This window comes from Streptomyces spinosus, assembly GCF_020400655.1.
GTDB lineage: Bacteria > Actinomycetota > Actinomycetes > Streptomycetales > Streptomycetaceae > Streptomyces > Streptomyces argyrophylli.
This window is the reverse complement of the sequence record NZ_JAINRC010000009.1, coordinates 60,200-75,160: the sequence shown is the minus strand read 5'-3', so window position 1 is coordinate 75,160 and position 14,961 is coordinate 60,200. Positions and strand designations below refer to the sequence as shown.

The following is a 14,961-nucleotide window of genomic DNA, read 5'->3' as shown; positions in this document are numbered from 1 at the left end:
GCACGTCGCCTCTGGACTACTGCCCCGCCTACCCGACGACCGCGCGGCCACTCACCCGACGGCAGCATCGAACGGGTCCGGGCGGGTGCCGGCGGTACGGCCCCGGGGGTGCCGCGCGCTCGAACCGGGTCCGGCCGGGTGGGCCGCCGCCAGGTCAGAAGCGGTCGGGGTGGGCGCGCAGCCAGTCCTTGGCGGCCGACAGCAGCCGCGGGTCGGCCGGCGGGGCCGCCTCGGGGTGGCGCTCGGCCCACCTCACGACGTACGGGCAGAGCGGGGCCACCGGGACGCCCTCGCGCGCGGCGAGGGCGTACAGCTCGCGGGCGAGCGATCCGGCGATGCCCTTGCCCTCGTGGGCGGGCTCGACGATCGTGTGGACGGGGACCAGGGCGCGCTCGGGCGCCTCCAGGACGAAGTACTCGATGTGACCGACGACTTCACCGTCGCCGACGGCCTCCAGGCGGCCGGCCGCCCGGTCGTCGCGGATCTCGGTCTCGCTCATGGGCACGCACGCTCCTGGTCCTCGTCCCGGTCAGGCTCCCACGGCCTGCGGGCTGCGCTGCTGGTCCGAGCCGGGCACGGGTTCGGACGGATCGGCGCCGAGGGACACGATCCGGTTGCCGGCGTCGACGTGCACGATCCGGGGCCGCAGCGTCCTCGCCTCCGCGTCGGTGACCTGAGCGTAGCTGATGATGATCACGAGGTCGCCGGGGTGCACGAGGTGGGCCGCGGCCCCGTTGATCCCGACGACCCCGGATCCGCGCTCACCTTCGATGACGTACGTCTCCAGCCGGGCGCCGTTGGTGACGTCCACGATGTGCACCAGTTCCCCGGGCAACAGGTCGGCGGCGTCGAGGAGATCCGCGTCGATGGTCACCGATCCCACGTAGTGCAGGTCGGCCTGGGTGACGGTGGCTCTGTGGATCTTGGACTTGAACATGGTGCGCAGCATGTCGAACTCCTGAAAGACGGCTCCCTGCCTGCTTTGTGCAGGTCAAGGGCGGTCTTCACTGTACACGGGCATGCGCCGGAGTCGATGGTCGTCCCAGGACCCTCGCAGCAGCGCGCGTCTCGGGCGCTCAGTCCGCGAGGTCGGCCTTGCCGAACAGGACCGCGTAGCCGGAGGGGAGCTGGCTGATGATCTGATTCAGCTCTCCGCCGGTGACGGCGTCGGCGACGGTGGTCAGGACCGCGCTGGCGTCCCACTGCGCCGTACGAGGTCGGGCATGGGTGCGCTCGGCGACCAGGCGGTAGAACTCTTCGATGCCGAAGCTGCGCGCCTGCTGCGGCGCGGCATGGTCCAGGACATGTCCCAGCGGGCCGGGCAGCTGGGACGCGAGGTCCTTGACCTCTCCCGGGCTGATCCGTTGGGCCAGCACCTCCAGCACGGCGTTGGTGACGTCCGCGGCTTCGTCCTGGTCGTGGTATTCGCCCCGCTCGCGGACACGGGCGAGGAATCCGTCGTATTTCATCGCTGACTTCCTTCTGCCTTGGTCGCCGTTGGTCCCTGGAACGTCAGCGAGACCAGCAGGGAGAACCACCAACGGTGGGGAGACGCGCAGCGCGTCCCCCCGCCGTCGGGGCGCGGGCCGGGCCGCGGCGCCCGATGGGTGCCCGGAACGGCGCTCGCGTCTCAGCTGCTGCTCTCGGTACTTTCCCTCGTCTCGGTGATCTCGACGTGTCGCGGCTTCGCGACGTCGGCCTTGGGGACGGTGATGCCGAGCACTCCGTCCTGCATCTCGGCCTTGATCTTGTGGGTGTCCAGTTCTCCGGGCAGCCGCAAGCGGTACTCGAAGGCTCCGACGCGGCGGGTGCTGCGGCGCAGGACACCCTTGCGTTCCCGCTCCTTGATCTCTCCGGTGACCACGAGTTCGGGACCGTTGGCCTCTACGTCGATGTCCTTGCTCTTCACACCGGGGAGTTCGATCTCTATGTGGAACGCGTCCTCGGACTCCGACACGTCCGCGAGGGGCGTCCACGCAACCGCGGGCGCCGCGCCCACCGTCGACTCCAGCAGGCCGCTCATCTGGTTGAGCAGTTCGTCGAACTCGACGAGGGGATTGAGAGGGGCGGGTGCCCAGACGGGCCTCTCCTGCAGGCCGCCACCGCGGTGGCGGCGGACGGGCATGGCCATCGCCATCGCCTCCTTCTTCCTTCTCGTGATCTCATCGCCCGCCATGCGTCATGCGAGCCATGCGGACTCCTTGCGACGTATGCGTGGGGAGACGTCCGAGTGGCCCGCGACAGCCGGCGTGCCGGTGGTGCCGGGCACGGCCGAGTGCCCCAGGTGCCGGTGCACGAAGTGGATGGCCATCGCGCCCTCGCCGGCCGCGGAGGCCACCCGCTTCACCGAGCCGCTGCGTACGTCCCCGACCGCGAAGACCCCGGGCAGGCTGGCCTCCAGGGTCATGCTCGAGCGTCCGCGGCCGTGCCACACCTCGGGGGAGGCGCAGGCTTCCTGGGCCTCCGGCCCGGTGAGGACGAAGCCGCGGGAGTCGAGGGCGACGGTGCCGGCGAGCCACTCGGTGTGAGGTTCGGCGCCGGTGAAGACGAACAGGCTCCGTACCGCGAGCCGGCGGTGCCCGCCCGTGCGGTTGTCGACCACGTCGAGCTCCTCCAGCACCTCCTCGCCGATGACCTCGGTGACCTCGGTGTGCAGCATGACCTCCACCCGTGGATGGCGCTCGACCTGGTCGACCAGGTAGCGGGACATGTTGGCCTCGAGGCCGGCTCCTCGGACCAGCAGGTGGACCTTCGGCGCGTACCCGGCGAGGAACAGCACCGCCTGGCCCGCAGAGTTGCCTCCGCCGACGACGGCCACCGGGTCGGTGCGGCACTGCTGGGCCTCGTAGACGGTCGCCGAGTAGTGCACGCTCGTACCCTCCAAACGTTCGATGCCGGGCACCTGGAGCCGGCGGTAGCGGGCCCCCATGGCCAGGACGACGGCGCGGGCGGCGATCTCGCTGCCGTCGGCGAACGCCACGACGTAGTGGTCGTCGTCCTTGGGATGGAGACCGATCGCCTCCAGCGGAAGGCTGATCCTGGCGCCGAACTTGTCGGCCTGGAGCACGGCGCGTTCGGTGAGTTCGGCGCCGGAGATGCCGGACGGGAAGCCGAGCAGGTTCTCGATGCGGGACGACGTGCCGGCCTGGCCGCCGGTGGCCATCGCCTCCACCACCGTGGTGCTCAGGCCCTCGGAGGCGGCGTACACCGCGGCAGCGAGGCCGGCGGGTCCGCAGCCCACGATCAGGACGTCGCCGTGACGGTTTCCGGCGGGCAGTGACGGCAGGCCGATGAGCCTGGCCAGTTCCGCGTTGCTGGGGTTGCGCAGCAAGGTGGTGTCCCGCCAGATGACGAGTGGTGTCTCCGCCGGGCCGACGCCGAAGCGGCGCAGCAGTTCCTCGGCCTCCTCGTCGGTCTCCAGATCGATCCAGCGGTGCGGCAGCCGGTTGCGGACGGCGAACTCGCGCAGCCGTCTGGTGTCGGGCGAGTAGCGCGAGCCGATGATGCGGAAGCCGGCGCCCTGTCCGACGAGCAGGGCGCGACGGCACAGGCAGGCGCGCAGCACGGTGTCCCCGATGCCGGAGTCCTGGGACACCAGGTGGCGCAACCGGTCCAAGGAGACGACGAGGACCTCGCCCGGCTCCCTGGCGACAGCGGTGTAGAAGGCCACTTGTCCGTACAGCAGGCCGAGTTCGCCGATGAAGCGACCGGGGCCGTGCACGCGCAGCACGTGCTCCTCGGGAGTGCCGTAGTCCTCGACGACGGCGACGGTACCGCTGAGGACGACGAAGAACGTCTCGCAGCGCTCCCCCTCCCGGATCAGCACGTCGTTCGGAGCCGTGTTCCGGCGTTGCCCGTGCTCCGCCAGACGTGCCGTCTGGTCCTCCGTGAGGCGCGGATACGCGCCGTAGATGTCCGGGGTCTCCCAGAAGGCGGCCCCGTCCGCTTTCTCCGGTCCCGGTCGTCCGCCGGGCAGCGACTGGTCGCCGGACATCAGACGAACGCCTCGTGAACGAAGCACCAGCGCCATTCCTCGCCGGGCTGGAACGACCGCACGATCGGATGGGCGTCGGCAGCCGCGTGCCTGCGCGCGTGCTTGTTCGGGGAGGAGTCGCAGCAGCCCACGTGCCCGCAGGTCAGGCAGAGCCTCAGGTGGACCCACGGGGAGCCGAGCAGCAGACACTCCTGACACCCTTGCGGGGTCAGTGGCTGGACCGGCCGGACGAGCGCGAGGTGGGGGTCTGCGTGCAGGGTCATCGGGATCACCCTTTCCGGGCGGAGATCGACTGTTCCACCCACTGGCGCAGGACGGGGGCGGGCGCCGCCCCCGCCTGCCGGGCGACCGTCTCGCCCTGGTCGAGGATCAGCAGTGTCGGTACGGCCTGGACCTCGAAACGCTGAGACAGGCGCGGGTTCTTGTCGACGTCGACCTTGACGAGTTTGATCCGGCCGGCGAGATCGGTGGCGACCTTCTCCAGTGCGGGGCTGACCATGCGGCAGGGGCCGCACCAGGTGGCCCACAGGTCGACCACGACGGGGACGTCGGCCCTCTCGGCGACCTCGGTGAAGTCGTCGTCGCCGGCGTCCGCCATCCACGGCAGGGGCTGCTTGCAGTGTCCGCACCTGGGGCGGCCCTCCGCGGCCACGGGCACCCGGTTGGCGCGCCCGCAGTGGGGGCACCTGACGGTCGTCGCCTGGGTCGTGCTCATGCCGCCCGCGCTCCCTTCACGTCCTCGGGCTGGTCGTAGGTGACGACCAGCTCTCCGTGTTCGGCGTCGACGCGGACCGTCGCGCCGTCCTGGACGTCACCGCGCAGAAGGGCGCGCCCGACCATCGTCTCGACCTCGTGGGAGATGTAGCGTCGCAGCGGCCGGGCCCCGTACACCGGGTCGTAGCCCTGGTGGGCAATCAACTCCCGAGCGGCTGGGGTGAGTTCGACAGTGATGCGGCGTTCGGCGAGCCGGCGGCGCAGCTCGTCGAACTGCAGCTCCACGATCCGCTCGATCTGCCGCTCGCCGAGCGGTTTGAACAGCACGATGTCGTCGACGCGGTTGAGGAACTCCGGGCGGAAGTGGCCGCGCAGCTCGCCCATCACCAGGGCACGGGCGTCCGGCTTGATCTCGCCCTCGGCGGTGGCGCCGTCGAGGAGGTACTCGGAGCCGATGTTCGACGTCATGATGATCACGGTGTTGCGGAAGTCGACGGTCCGGCCCTGGGAGTCTGTGATGCGGCCGTCGTCGAGGACCTGAAGCAGGGTGTTGAAGACGTCGGTGTGGGCCTTCTCGATCTCGTCGAACAGCACGACGGAGTACGGCTTGCGGCGCACGGCCTCGGTGAGCTGGCCGCCTTCCTCGTAGCCGACGTATCCGGGTGGTGCGCCCATGAGCCGGCTGACGGTGTGCCGCTCCTGGTACTCACTCATGTCGAGGCGGACCATGTTCTCCTCGGAGTCGAACAGGGCCGCCGCGAGAGTCTTGGCCAGCTCGGTCTTCCCGACGCCGGTGGGGCCGAGGAAGATGAACGAGCCGATGGGGCGGCGCGGGTCGCGGATGCCGGAGCGGGCGCGGATGATGGCGTCGGCGACGAGTTTGACGGCCTCGTCCTGTCCGATGACGCGCTCGCGCAGGATCTCGTCGAGGCGCAGCAGCTTCTCGCGTTCGCCCTCCTGGAGACGGGCGACGGGGATGCCGGTCCAGGCGGCGACGATCTCGGCGATCTCCTCCTCGGTGACGACCTCGCGCAGCAGCCGGTTCTGCCCTTGTTTGGCGGCGAGCTGCTCCTCCTCGGCCTTCAGCCGGCGCTCCAGGTCCTGGAGGCGGCCGTAGCGGAGTTCGGCGGCGCGGTTGAGGTCGTAGGCGCGTTCGGCCTCCTCCGCCTCGTGGCGGACCTGCTCCAGTTCCTGGCGCAGTTCCTGCACGCGGCGGATGGCCTGCCGTTCGGCCTCCCACTGGGCGCGTTTGGCGTCGGCCTCGCCGCGCAGGTCGGCCAGTTCCTTGCGCAGTTCCTCCAGGCGGGTTCTGCTGGCGGCGTCGGTCTCCTTGGACAGGGCCGCCTCCTCGATCTCCAGGCGGGTGACGCGGCGGGTGATCTCGTCGAGTTCGGCGGGCATCGAGTCGATCTCGGTACGCAGCCGGGCGCACGCCTCGTCGACGAGGTCGATGGCCTTGTCGGGCAGGAACCGGTCGGTGATGTAGCGGTGGCTGAGGGTGGCCGCGGCGACCAGCGCGGTGTCCTGGATCTTCACGCCGTGGAAGACCTCAAGGCGTTCGCGCAGTCCGCGCAGGATGGAGATGGTGTCCTCCACGCTCGGCTCGTCGACCAGCACCTGCTGGAAGCGGCGTTCGAGGGCGGCGTCCTTCTCGATGTGCTTGCGGTACTCGTCGAGGGTGGTGGCGCCGATCATGTGGAGTTCGCCGCGGGCGAGCATCGGCTTGAGCATGTTGCCCGCGTCCATGGCCCCTTCGGCGGCGCCCGCGCCGACGACGGTGTGGAGTTCGTCGACGAAGAGCAGGATGCGTCCCTGGGCGGCCTTCACCTCGGACAGGACGGCCTTGAGGCGTTCCTCGAACTCGCCGCGGTACTTGGCGCCGGCGACCAGGGAGCCCATGTCGAGGGCGAACACCGTCTTGTCGCGCAGGCCCTCGGGGACGTCGCCGCGGACGATGCGCTGGGCCAGGCCCTCGACGATGGCGGTCTTGCCGACGCCGGGATCGCCGATGAGGACGGGGTTGTTCTTGGTCTTGCGGCTGAGGATCTGGGTGACGCGGCGGATCTCCGCGTCACGGCCGATGACCGGGTCCAGCCGCCCGGACCGAGCCTCGAGGACGAGGTCGCGGCCGTACTTCTCCAGAGCCTCATAGGCCACTTCGGGGTTGGCGGAGGTGACGCGCTGGTTGCCGCGGACCTGGGTGAGCGCGCCCAGGAACGAATCCCGGGTCACGCCGTGCTGCTTGAGCAGGCGTCCGGCGGCGGTCGCCGAGCCCTCCTCGGCCAGGGCGAGCAGGAGGTGCTCCACGGACACGTACTCGTCCTTGAGGCGTTTGGCCTCCCGCTCGGCGGCGTCGAGCAGGCGGGACAGGCGCTGGGTGACGAAGACCTGGCCGGGGGCCGCGCCCGGACCGGTGGCCTTCGGGCGGCGGGAGAGTTCCTCGCGCACGGCCGCGCGCAGTTCGTCCGGCTCGGTGCCGGCCTGTCGCAGCAACCGTGGGATCAGACCGTCCTCCTGATCGAGAAGCGCGAGCAGCAGGTGTTCCCCGTCGACCTCGGTATGCCCCATGCCGACGGCCGCGCTCTGGGCCTCCTGGAGTGCTTCCTGGGACTTCTGCGTGAGACGGTTCATGTCCATGGGGGTGTTTCACTCCTCGTGCCGGCGCGGCGCAGGGCGGCTTCGAGCATGCTGATGCGGTCCAGCAGGTCGAGCACCAGGCCGATGGATGCGTAGTTGAGGCAGAGTCCGGTGCGCAGCCGCTGGATACGGGCGAGGGCGGCCGGGGCCGTGGGTTCGAACACCAGCTCTCCGGAGGCGTCGCGCTCGGCCTCGGCCAGGCCCAGAGCGACGAACCGGCGGATGAGGTCGGGATGGACCCCGGAGCGGCGGGCCACGGTCTGCAGGGAGAGCCTGGGCACCGGCACGATCGCGTACCGGACGCGTGCCGGCGCGGAAGCCGCCGGCCGGGACGCCTGGCGTGCTGCGGCGCGTGGGTCACTCATCGTGTCCTCCTGGGGTCGAACGAGGAGACGGCGGCGAGCTCCTCGAAAAGTGCGCGCTCCCGGTCGCCGAGCCTGGACGGAACCATGATCCGGAGCTCGGCGTAGAGATCGCCGTTCGTGCCACGCGGGTTCGGCATGCCCTCACCGCGCAGCCGCAGCCGCCGGCCGCTGGACGAGCCCGGGGGCACGCCGACCTTCGCCGTCGCCCCGCTCGGCGTGGGCACCGGAACCGTCGCGCCCAGGGCGGCCTCCCAGGGGGTGACCGGAAGCTGCACGTACACGTTCCGGCCGTCGAGGCGGAACCGGGGGTGCGGCTGGATCCGCACCCGCAGGTACAGGTCCCCCGCGGGGGCGTCACCGTGGCCCCGGCCGCCCTCGCCCGCCAGCCGGATACGCTGCCCGTCGGTGACACCCGGCGGCACGTCGACCTCGTACCGCCGCGGCTGCCCGGTGGGACCGGCGAGCGTGACGGTGCGATGGCCTCCGCGGTAGGCCTCCTCGACGGTGAGCGGCAGTTCGGCCTCCTGGTCGGCTCCGGGGACACGCACCCGTCCGGCGCCCCCGAAGAGCGAGCCGAACAGGTCCTCGACGTCGACGCCCTCCGCGCCGAAGCCGCTGGTGGCGTAACGGCCCCGGGGGCCGCCCCCGGTGGACCAGCGGAAGCCGCCACCGGGTCCCGCGCCTGCGCCGACCCGCTCCTCCCAGTCGTCGGGGACCTTGCGGAAGTCCTCGCCGAAGCGGTCGTAACGGGCCCGCTGGCCGGGGTCGGAAAGGACGCTGAAGGCCTCGTTGATCTCCTTGAACCGCTCCTCCGCCGCGGGGTCCTTGTTGACGTCCGGGTGGTACCTGCGGGCCAGCTTGCGGTACGCCCGCTGGATCTCGTCCTTGTCGGCGTCTCGCGGGACCCCGAGAACCTCGTAGAAGTCGCGTGCCATGGCCGCTCACTCCCGCTTGGCGACGGTCACGGCGGCCGGCCTCAGCTGCCGGTCGGCCTCGCCGTAGCCGGGGCGCAGCACCTGCGCCACGGTGTTCGGTTCGGCGTCGGGGTCCTGGACCACGCCGACGACCTCGTGCCGGGAGGGGTCGAACGGGACGCCGGTCTCGCCGTGACGCTCGTAGCCCAGGCGCTCGAGGATGGACACGGCCTGGTCGCGCACGGCGCGAACCCCCTCCACGATCGCCCCGGGGTCGGAGCCCGCGTGGTTCAGGGCCAGATCGAGGTTGTCGATGACCGGGAGGAAGGCCGCGGCCGTGCGGGCGCGTTCGAGCGCGCGCTCCCGGTCCAGTTCCCTGGCGTGTCGCTTGCGCAGGTTGTCCAGGTCGGCGAGGGCACGCCGCCAGCGGTCCTCGACCTCTTTCAGCGCGGCCGCGTACTCGTCCTCGCCCCCGGTCGGACCGGTGGCCGCGTCGGGGCCCGGTTCGGGTTCCGTGGTCGGCGGCGCGGGCTCGGGCAGGTTGCCCTGCGGCGGTCGTGCGGCGCCCTCGGGCGGTGGGTCGGACGATCGGTCCTGGGGAGGGATCGGCATGGCGGGTACCTCAGCCCTTGTCGAACTCTGCGTCGATCACGTCTTCGTCGGTGCCGGTTCCGCCCTGCCCGGAGCCGTCCGGCCCGGCGGTGTCCGACGGACCACTCGCCGCCGCGGCTTCGGCCTGGTGGGCGGCGAGCCCGGCGTAGACCTGCTGGAGTTCGGAGATCAGCGGCCTGGTCTTGTCCACTCCGGCCTCGTTCTTGACCGCGTCGCGGGCCTCCGCCACCAGCATCTCGGCGCGGGCCTTCTCGTGCGCGGGCGCGGCGTCGGCCAGTTCGTTCAGGCGCTTTTCGACCTGGTAGGCGATCGCGTCGAGTTCGTTGCGGGCGTCGACGGCCTCGCGGAGCGCCTGGTCCTGGCCCCGGTTGCTCTCGGCTTCCCGGACCATGCGTTCGACCTCGCTCCGGTCCAGGTTGGAGCTCTCGCTGATGGTGATGCCCTGTTCCTTGCCGGTGTCCTTGTCGCGCGCGCTGACGTTGAGGATGCCGTTGGCGTCGATGTCGAAGGTGACCTCGATCTGCGGTTCGCCCCGCGGCGCCGGCCGGATGTCGGTGAGCTGGAACCGGCCGAGGACCCGGTTGTCGGCGGCACGCTCGCGCTCGCCCTGGAGGACGACGATGTCGACGGCCGGCTGGTTGTCCTCGGCGGTGGAGAAGGTCTCGCTGCGGCGCACCGGGATGGTGGTGTTCCGCTCGATGATCTTCGTCATCACTCCGCCGCGCGTCTCCACACCCAGGGACAGGGGGGTGACGTCGAGCAGCAGGACGTCCTTGACCTCGCCCTTGAGCACCCCGGCCTGGATCGCGGCGCCCAGGGCCACGACCTCGTCGGGGTTCACGCTCATGTTGGGTTCCTTGCCGCCGGTCAGTCGGCGCACCAGCGCCTGGACGGCGGGGATGCGGGTGGAACCGCCGACGAGGATGACCTCGTCGATGTCGCTCTCGCTGACCTTGGCGTCGGCCATGGCCTGCTGGACCGGACCGAGGCAGCGCTCCACCAGGTCGCCGGTGATCTGCTCGAACGTGGACCGCATGATCGAGTCGGTGAGATGCTTGGGCCCGGAGGCGTCGGCGGTGATGAACGGCAGGCTGACCTGGGTCTGGGTGACGGAGCTCAGCTCGGTCTTGGCCTTCTCCGCCGCCTCGAACAGGCGTTGCAGCGCCTGCGGGTCCTTGCGCAGGTCGATGCCGTTCTCCTTCTGGAAGTCGTCCGCGAGGTAGTCGACCAGCCGCCGGTCGAAGTCGTCGCCGCCCAGATGGCTGTCACCCGCCGTGGAACGCACCTCGACCACGCCGTCGCCGACATCGAGGATGCTCACGTCGAAGGTGCCGCCGCCCAGGTCGAAGACGAGGACGGTCTCGTGCTGCTTCTTGTCCATGCCGTACGCGAGGGCGGCCGCCGTCGGCTCGTTGATGATCCGCAGCACTTCCAGTCCCGCGATCCGTCCGGCGTCACGGGTCGCGGTGCGCTGGGCGTCGTTGAAGTAGGCGGGCACCGTGATGACCGCCTCCGTGACCCGCTCCCCCAGCTGCTTGGAGGCGTCGTCGGCGAGTTTGCGCAGCACAAGGGCGCTGATCTCCTCAGGCGCGTACAGCTTGTCACGTACCTTGAAGCGGGCCTCGCCGTTCTCTCCCGGGACGACGTCGTAGGCGACGGCCTTGGCCTCGTCGGGAATCTCGTCGAAGTGCCGGCCGATGAACCGCTTGGCCGAGTAGATGGTGCCCTTCGGGTTGAGGATGGCCTGGCGCCGGGCCAGCTGGCCCACCAGACGTTCCCCGGTGTCGGTGAAGGCCACCACGGACGGTGTCGTGCGGTTGCCCTCGCTGTTGGGTACGACGGACGGCTCGCCGCCCTCCCACACGGCGATCACCGAGTTGGTGGTGCCCAGGTCGATGCCCACTGCCTTGGCCATGAGGAACTCCTTCCGCGGCGGTCGACGTCCGTCGGCGACCGCTCATCCTCCGGGCCCTGACCGCCCGGCTTCGAAACTCGTTCAGCTGGTGGCGGGGCCGCTACGGCCGCCCTTGGAGGAGGCGCTCTCCGTCTTCGCGCCGGCCCGGCTGTCCGGCCCGGCGACCAGCCGGACAGCCTCACCGGCGACGTCCTCGTCCACCACGACGTCGTACCGGGTCGGCTCCGTCGAGCGGACCGAGGCGAAGTCCGCGGGCAGCTCGGTCACGGCCACTCCTTCCGCCGACGGACCGCCGAGCGGTCCCGCCAGGCCCCAGAGTCGCTGTCCGCCCGGTCACCCCGCCTGCGCCCACCGGGTCGAAAAGTGGCACCGGCGGTCGGTCTGCGAGGACAGGACGCGCGACGACGATTCGGGTTCGCGGCTCCTGACGGGTCGGCCCGGCACGAGGTAGCGGGTGATGCGGCGCACCGCGGTGCGACCGCCACGGCTGACCGGCCCGTGGGGTGGAGAGCAGGCCGACCGCTGGGTTCAGCCGGGCATGGGGTGGTGCGCCCGGGCGAACTGCTCCACGACGGCGGCGCAGAAGGCGGGCAGGTCGGCCGGGCCGCGGCTGGTGACCAACTGCCCGTCGACGACCACCTCCTGGTCGGCGACGACCTCCGCGCCGGCGTTGCGCAGGTCGGTGCGGATGCTGGGCCAGGACGTCAGACGGCGACCGCGCACGGCGTCGGCCTCCGCCAGGGTCCACGGGCCGTGGCAGATCGATGCGACAGGTTTCCCGCTGGCCATGAAGTCCCGCACGAACCGCACCGCGTCGCGGTCCATGCGCAGTTGGTCGGGGTTCATGGTGCCGCCGGGCAGGAGCAGGGCGTCGTAGTCCTCGACGGAGGCGTCGGCGACCACGCGGTCCACCGGGAAGGTTCCTGCCGCATTGAGGTCGAACTGGCGGGCCTGGATCTCGCCGGGACGGAGCGAGACGATCTCGGTCTTCGCCCCCGCGCCCTGTAGCGCACCGCGCGGCTGGTCGAGTTCCACGCGCTCGACGCCGTCGGCGGCCAGAATCCCCACCCGCATCCCCCGCAGTTCCTGTGTCATCGTATGGCTCCCTTCACGAGTCGACCGGGGACGTCAAGGCTCGGCCGGGAGTGCCGTGCTGGTATCCGTCTGCTGCCTTGTTTCTCGACACGTGCATCGAGGGCTTCCGATCACGAATCTCGAGCAACTGCGGCGCGGCCCGGCCTCGGCTAAGGCTCCCGACTCCACCTTCCGGCCCGCCCGGCATGTCGGTTCAGACCGGTCACACGCACCGGGGCGCGACCGCTACAGCAGCCGGTCGAACACCGCGGTCACGCCGTCCCAGTGGCTGGTCTGCGGGTTCTTGACGTCCGGATACACGGTTTTGAACGTCTCGGCCAGGGCGACGCTGAGACCGCCGATGATCTCGGGGTAGCGCTCTTCGGTCTCCTGCGTGGGTGTCCTGTCGAGGGGAGGGTGCGCGGCGAGCTGTTCCACGATCGGCTTCAGCTCGACCTCCTCGTCGAGCCGCCGGAACCGGTGGATGCTCTCCTGGAGGCCCTTGGTGATCGGCAGGTCCCACGGTTCGACGGTATCCCGGCCGTTGGCCTTGGCCGATGCCTGGCCGACGACCAGGAGGTCGTAGAGCTTGGCGTCGACGAAGTCGCCGTACCGCTTCAGGTCGTTCTTGTCCACGTCGAGGCCCGCGGCGGCGCGGAAGAACCTCTCGAACTTCGACACACCCATCACGGCCATGCCTCTCGCCTCCTCACCGGGAACGGACGGCGTCGTTCGCTCCCGCCGGCGCTGCCATCGGCTGTTACCGGTCGAGATTCGCAGAGCCCGCCTGCCGGGCGCCTCCGCACCCGAGGCCGAAAATGAACACCCCCTCCCACCCTGGCAGAGCAGCATGGAGTGCGCGGGCGTCCCCCGGTCAACGGGCCGAACGGGTCGACCGGCCGGCCGGGAACGAGACGGCGGGAAAGCCGGCGGCGCCCCACGGGCACGGCGCCCCGACGCACATCCGGCAGACCGGCGGCGGTGTCCCCCCTGCCAGGGTGGAGGCCGTCCGCACTTGTGCTCGGAGGTCCACGCAGCCCACCGCTTTTCCCCCCGTCGGGAGCAGGCAGGGTGCGGCCCACATCCCGAGCATGGAGATGGCCTCTGCCGAGGCGCGTGCACCACGACGCGCCTCGGCCCGCGCCCCCCCACACGCACGACGCACCCTTCGGTGGCTGTCCCAGGTCCCACGCCAGGCAGTCGCGAAGCCCCAGAAAGGGAACGGCTCATGGACTACGACACCTTCCTCGACACCGTCACCCGGCGCGCCCCCGTCCCCCCAGAGAAGGCGGAGCCCCTCACCCGTGCCACCCTGGAAACCCTGGCCGAGCGGCTCACCAGGGGTGAGGCGGAGGACCTCGCGTCCGAACTGCCCAAGCCGCTGAAGGAACCGCTGGTCTCTCCCACTCCGGAGGCCGAGCCCTTCGGACTCGACGAGTTCATCAACCGGGTGAGCAGGCGAGCAGGGGTGAGCCCGGACGAGGCGCGCGAGGGCGTACGGGCGGAGCTAAGCACCCTGAGGGACGCGGTCAGTGATGGCGAGTTCCGCCAGGTGTTGTCCCAGTTGCCCCGGGACTTCGAGGCTCTGGTCGGCGCCCAGGGCTAGAAGCGGCTCGGACTCGGACTCGGCAGGAAATCGCCGGAGGATCGCATGACACAATCGACAGTTCCTTCAGCCGGCGCACCCGTGGACGTCGAAGGCGGGGCGCAGCGGCCGTTCTCCGAGCACGCGGCCATGGCCAGGGCGTTTCCCGGCGGCAGGATGACCGTCGGCGCCATCACGCCCCTGGAGGGCTTCGACGGGCCTGTGCCGTCCCTGGCCGGGCACATCGAGCGGATCCAGCAGGCCGAGCGGGCCGGCTTCGCCTCGGTGTGGGTCCGTGACGTGCCGCTGCTTGACCCGAGTTTCGGGGACGCCGGGCAGGTCTTCGACCCCTGGGTGTACCTGGGGCAGCTCAGTGCCCGCACCACCTCGATCACACTGGGGACCGCCAGCATCGTCATGCCGCTGCGGCATCCCTTGCACACCGCCAAGGCGGCCGCCTCGGTGGACCAGCTGTCGGGCGGACGGCTCCTGCTCGGGGTGGCCACCGGTGACCGGCCCGTGGAGTTCCCGGCCTTCGGTCAGGACCTGAGCGGCCGGGCCGAGAGGTTCCGGCAGTCGCTGGAGTACTTCCGTGCCGTCCTCGAGCACCGTTTCCCGCACGTGGAGTCGCCGCTCGGCCGGACGCGCGGCACCGATCTGCTGCCCAAGCCGGTGTACCGGCGGATCCCCGTACTGATGACGGGACACGGCCGGCAGGACGTCCGGTGGATCGCCGAGAACACGGACGGCTGGCTGTACTACACCCCGCCGCTCCAGCAGCAGGCCGAGAACATCGAGCGGTGGCGGGAGCTGACCCGGGGCGCCGGCGACGGGTTCAAGCCGTACGCGCAGGCCACCTATCTCGATCTGGCCGAGGACCCGCTGGCCCTGCCCCGGCGCATCCACCAGGGCTTCTCGGTGGGCCGGGTGTCGTTCCTGGCGATGATGCGGGCCTGGCAGGACATCGGCATCGACCAGCTGATGATCAACTTCAAGCACAGCCGCCGTCCGGTCGCCGAAGTGATCGACGAACTGGCCGAACACGTGCTGCCGCACTTCCCGCCCGGGCGCTCAGGGGCGCGCGGCGAGCAGCGGCCCGTGGAGCGGACCGGGCCCTGAGGAAGCGAGGAAGCACGGCCCCGGCGCCCCCG

Annotated in this window: 17 protein-coding genes; 2 read left to right on the top strand and 15 right to left on the bottom strand. The window is 71.0% G+C overall.

Annotated features, from left to right (window positions below; translation table 11 throughout):
• Window positions 1–154 precede the first annotated feature (154 nt).
• From LG395_RS18315 to LG395_RS18245, 15 genes are all read right to left on the bottom strand, one after another.
• Complete coding sequence (locus tag LG395_RS18315) at window positions 155–499, bottom strand: GNAT family N-acetyltransferase (RefSeq protein ID WP_225810483.1); 345 nt, start codon at window positions 497–499, stop codon at window positions 155–157.
• Window positions 500–529: 30 nt separating this feature from the next.
• On the bottom strand, window positions 530–949 hold the full coding sequence (gene panD / locus LG395_RS18310; protein WP_171150654.1) for an aspartate 1-decarboxylase: 420 nt from the start codon (window positions 947–949) through the stop codon (window positions 530–532).
• A 127-nt stretch (window positions 950–1,076) separates the two neighbouring features.
• Complete coding sequence (locus LG395_RS18305) at window positions 1,077–1,469, bottom strand: DUF2267 domain-containing protein (protein ID WP_171150655.1); 393 nt, start codon at window positions 1,467–1,469, stop codon at window positions 1,077–1,079.
• Between the two features lie 161 nt (window positions 1,470–1,630).
• Window positions 1,631–2,131, bottom strand: coding sequence for an Hsp20/alpha crystallin family protein (locus LG395_RS18300; protein ID WP_225810482.1), 501 nt, complete (start codon window positions 2,129–2,131; stop codon window positions 1,631–1,633).
• Between the two features lie 48 nt (window positions 2,132–2,179).
• Entirely contained in the window at window positions 2,180–3,994 is a 1,815-nt protein-coding gene (locus LG395_RS18295; RefSeq protein ID WP_225810481.1) for an FAD-dependent oxidoreductase, read from the bottom strand.
• A complete protein-coding gene (locus LG395_RS18290; protein ID WP_225810480.1) occupies window positions 3,994–4,257 on the bottom strand; it encodes a UBP-type zinc finger domain-containing protein in 264 nt (87 codons plus the stop codon). Before LG395_RS18290 ends, LG395_RS18295 begins: the two co-directional genes overlap by 1 nt.
• Window positions 4,258–4,262: 5 nt before the next feature.
• Window positions 4,263–4,709 carry a thioredoxin gene (trxA, locus tag LG395_RS18285; RefSeq protein ID WP_225810479.1) on the bottom strand — a complete coding sequence of 149 codons (447 nt, stop codon included), beginning with the start codon at window positions 4,707–4,709 and terminating at the stop codon, window positions 4,263–4,265.
• The gene (clpB, locus tag LG395_RS18280) at window positions 4,706–7,345 is read right to left on the bottom strand and encodes an ATP-dependent chaperone ClpB (protein ID WP_225810478.1); all 2,640 of its coding nucleotides are present in this window, start codon (window positions 7,343–7,345) and stop codon (window positions 4,706–4,708) included. The genes trxA and clpB overlap by 4 nt, the downstream gene beginning before the upstream one ends.
• Complete coding sequence (locus LG395_RS18275) at window positions 7,336–7,710, bottom strand: chaperone modulator CbpM (protein WP_225810477.1); 375 nt, start codon at window positions 7,708–7,710, stop codon at window positions 7,336–7,338. The genes clpB and LG395_RS18275 overlap by 10 nt, the downstream gene beginning before the upstream one ends.
• Window positions 7,707–8,645 (bottom strand): DnaJ C-terminal domain-containing protein, encoded by a 939-nt coding sequence (locus LG395_RS18270; protein ID WP_225810476.1) that lies wholly within the window; start codon window positions 8,643–8,645, stop codon window positions 7,707–7,709. Before LG395_RS18270 ends, LG395_RS18275 begins: the two co-directional genes overlap by 4 nt.
• 6 nt (window positions 8,646–8,651) lie before the next feature.
• Window positions 8,652–9,236, bottom strand: coding sequence for a nucleotide exchange factor GrpE (locus tag LG395_RS18265; protein WP_225810475.1), 585 nt, complete (start codon window positions 9,234–9,236; stop codon window positions 8,652–8,654).
• A gap of 10 nt (window positions 9,237–9,246) precedes the next feature.
• The gene (dnaK, locus tag LG395_RS18260; RefSeq protein ID WP_225810474.1) at window positions 9,247–11,151 is read right to left on the bottom strand and encodes a molecular chaperone DnaK; all 1,905 of its coding nucleotides are present in this window, start codon (window positions 11,149–11,151) and stop codon (window positions 9,247–9,249) included.
• Window positions 11,152–11,232: 81 nt separating this feature from the next.
• Entirely contained in the window at window positions 11,233–11,418 is a 186-nt protein-coding gene (locus tag LG395_RS18255) for a hypothetical protein (protein ID WP_225810473.1), read from the bottom strand.
• Window positions 11,419–11,679: 261 nt separating this feature from the next.
• Window positions 11,680–12,246 (bottom strand): type 1 glutamine amidotransferase domain-containing protein, encoded by a 567-nt coding sequence (locus LG395_RS18250; RefSeq protein ID WP_225810472.1) that lies wholly within the window; start codon window positions 12,244–12,246, stop codon window positions 11,680–11,682.
• A 225-nt stretch (window positions 12,247–12,471) separates the two neighbouring features.
• Window positions 12,472–12,921 carry a DUF1931 family protein gene (locus LG395_RS18245; RefSeq protein ID WP_225810471.1) on the bottom strand — a complete coding sequence of 150 codons (450 nt, stop codon included), beginning with the start codon at window positions 12,919–12,921 and terminating at the stop codon, window positions 12,472–12,474.
• A 532-nt stretch (window positions 12,922–13,453) separates the two neighbouring features.
• Here LG395_RS18245 and LG395_RS18240 point away from each other — a divergent pair.
• Both LG395_RS18240 and LG395_RS18235 read left to right on the top strand, forming a co-directional pair.
• Window positions 13,454–13,831 (top strand): DUF2267 domain-containing protein, encoded by a 378-nt coding sequence (locus LG395_RS18240; protein WP_225810470.1) that lies wholly within the window; start codon window positions 13,454–13,456, stop codon window positions 13,829–13,831.
• Between the two features lie 45 nt (window positions 13,832–13,876).
• Complete coding sequence (locus tag LG395_RS18235) at window positions 13,877–14,929, top strand: LLM class oxidoreductase (RefSeq protein WP_225810469.1); 1,053 nt, start codon at window positions 13,877–13,879, stop codon at window positions 14,927–14,929.
• Window positions 14,930–14,961 lie beyond the last annotated feature (32 nt).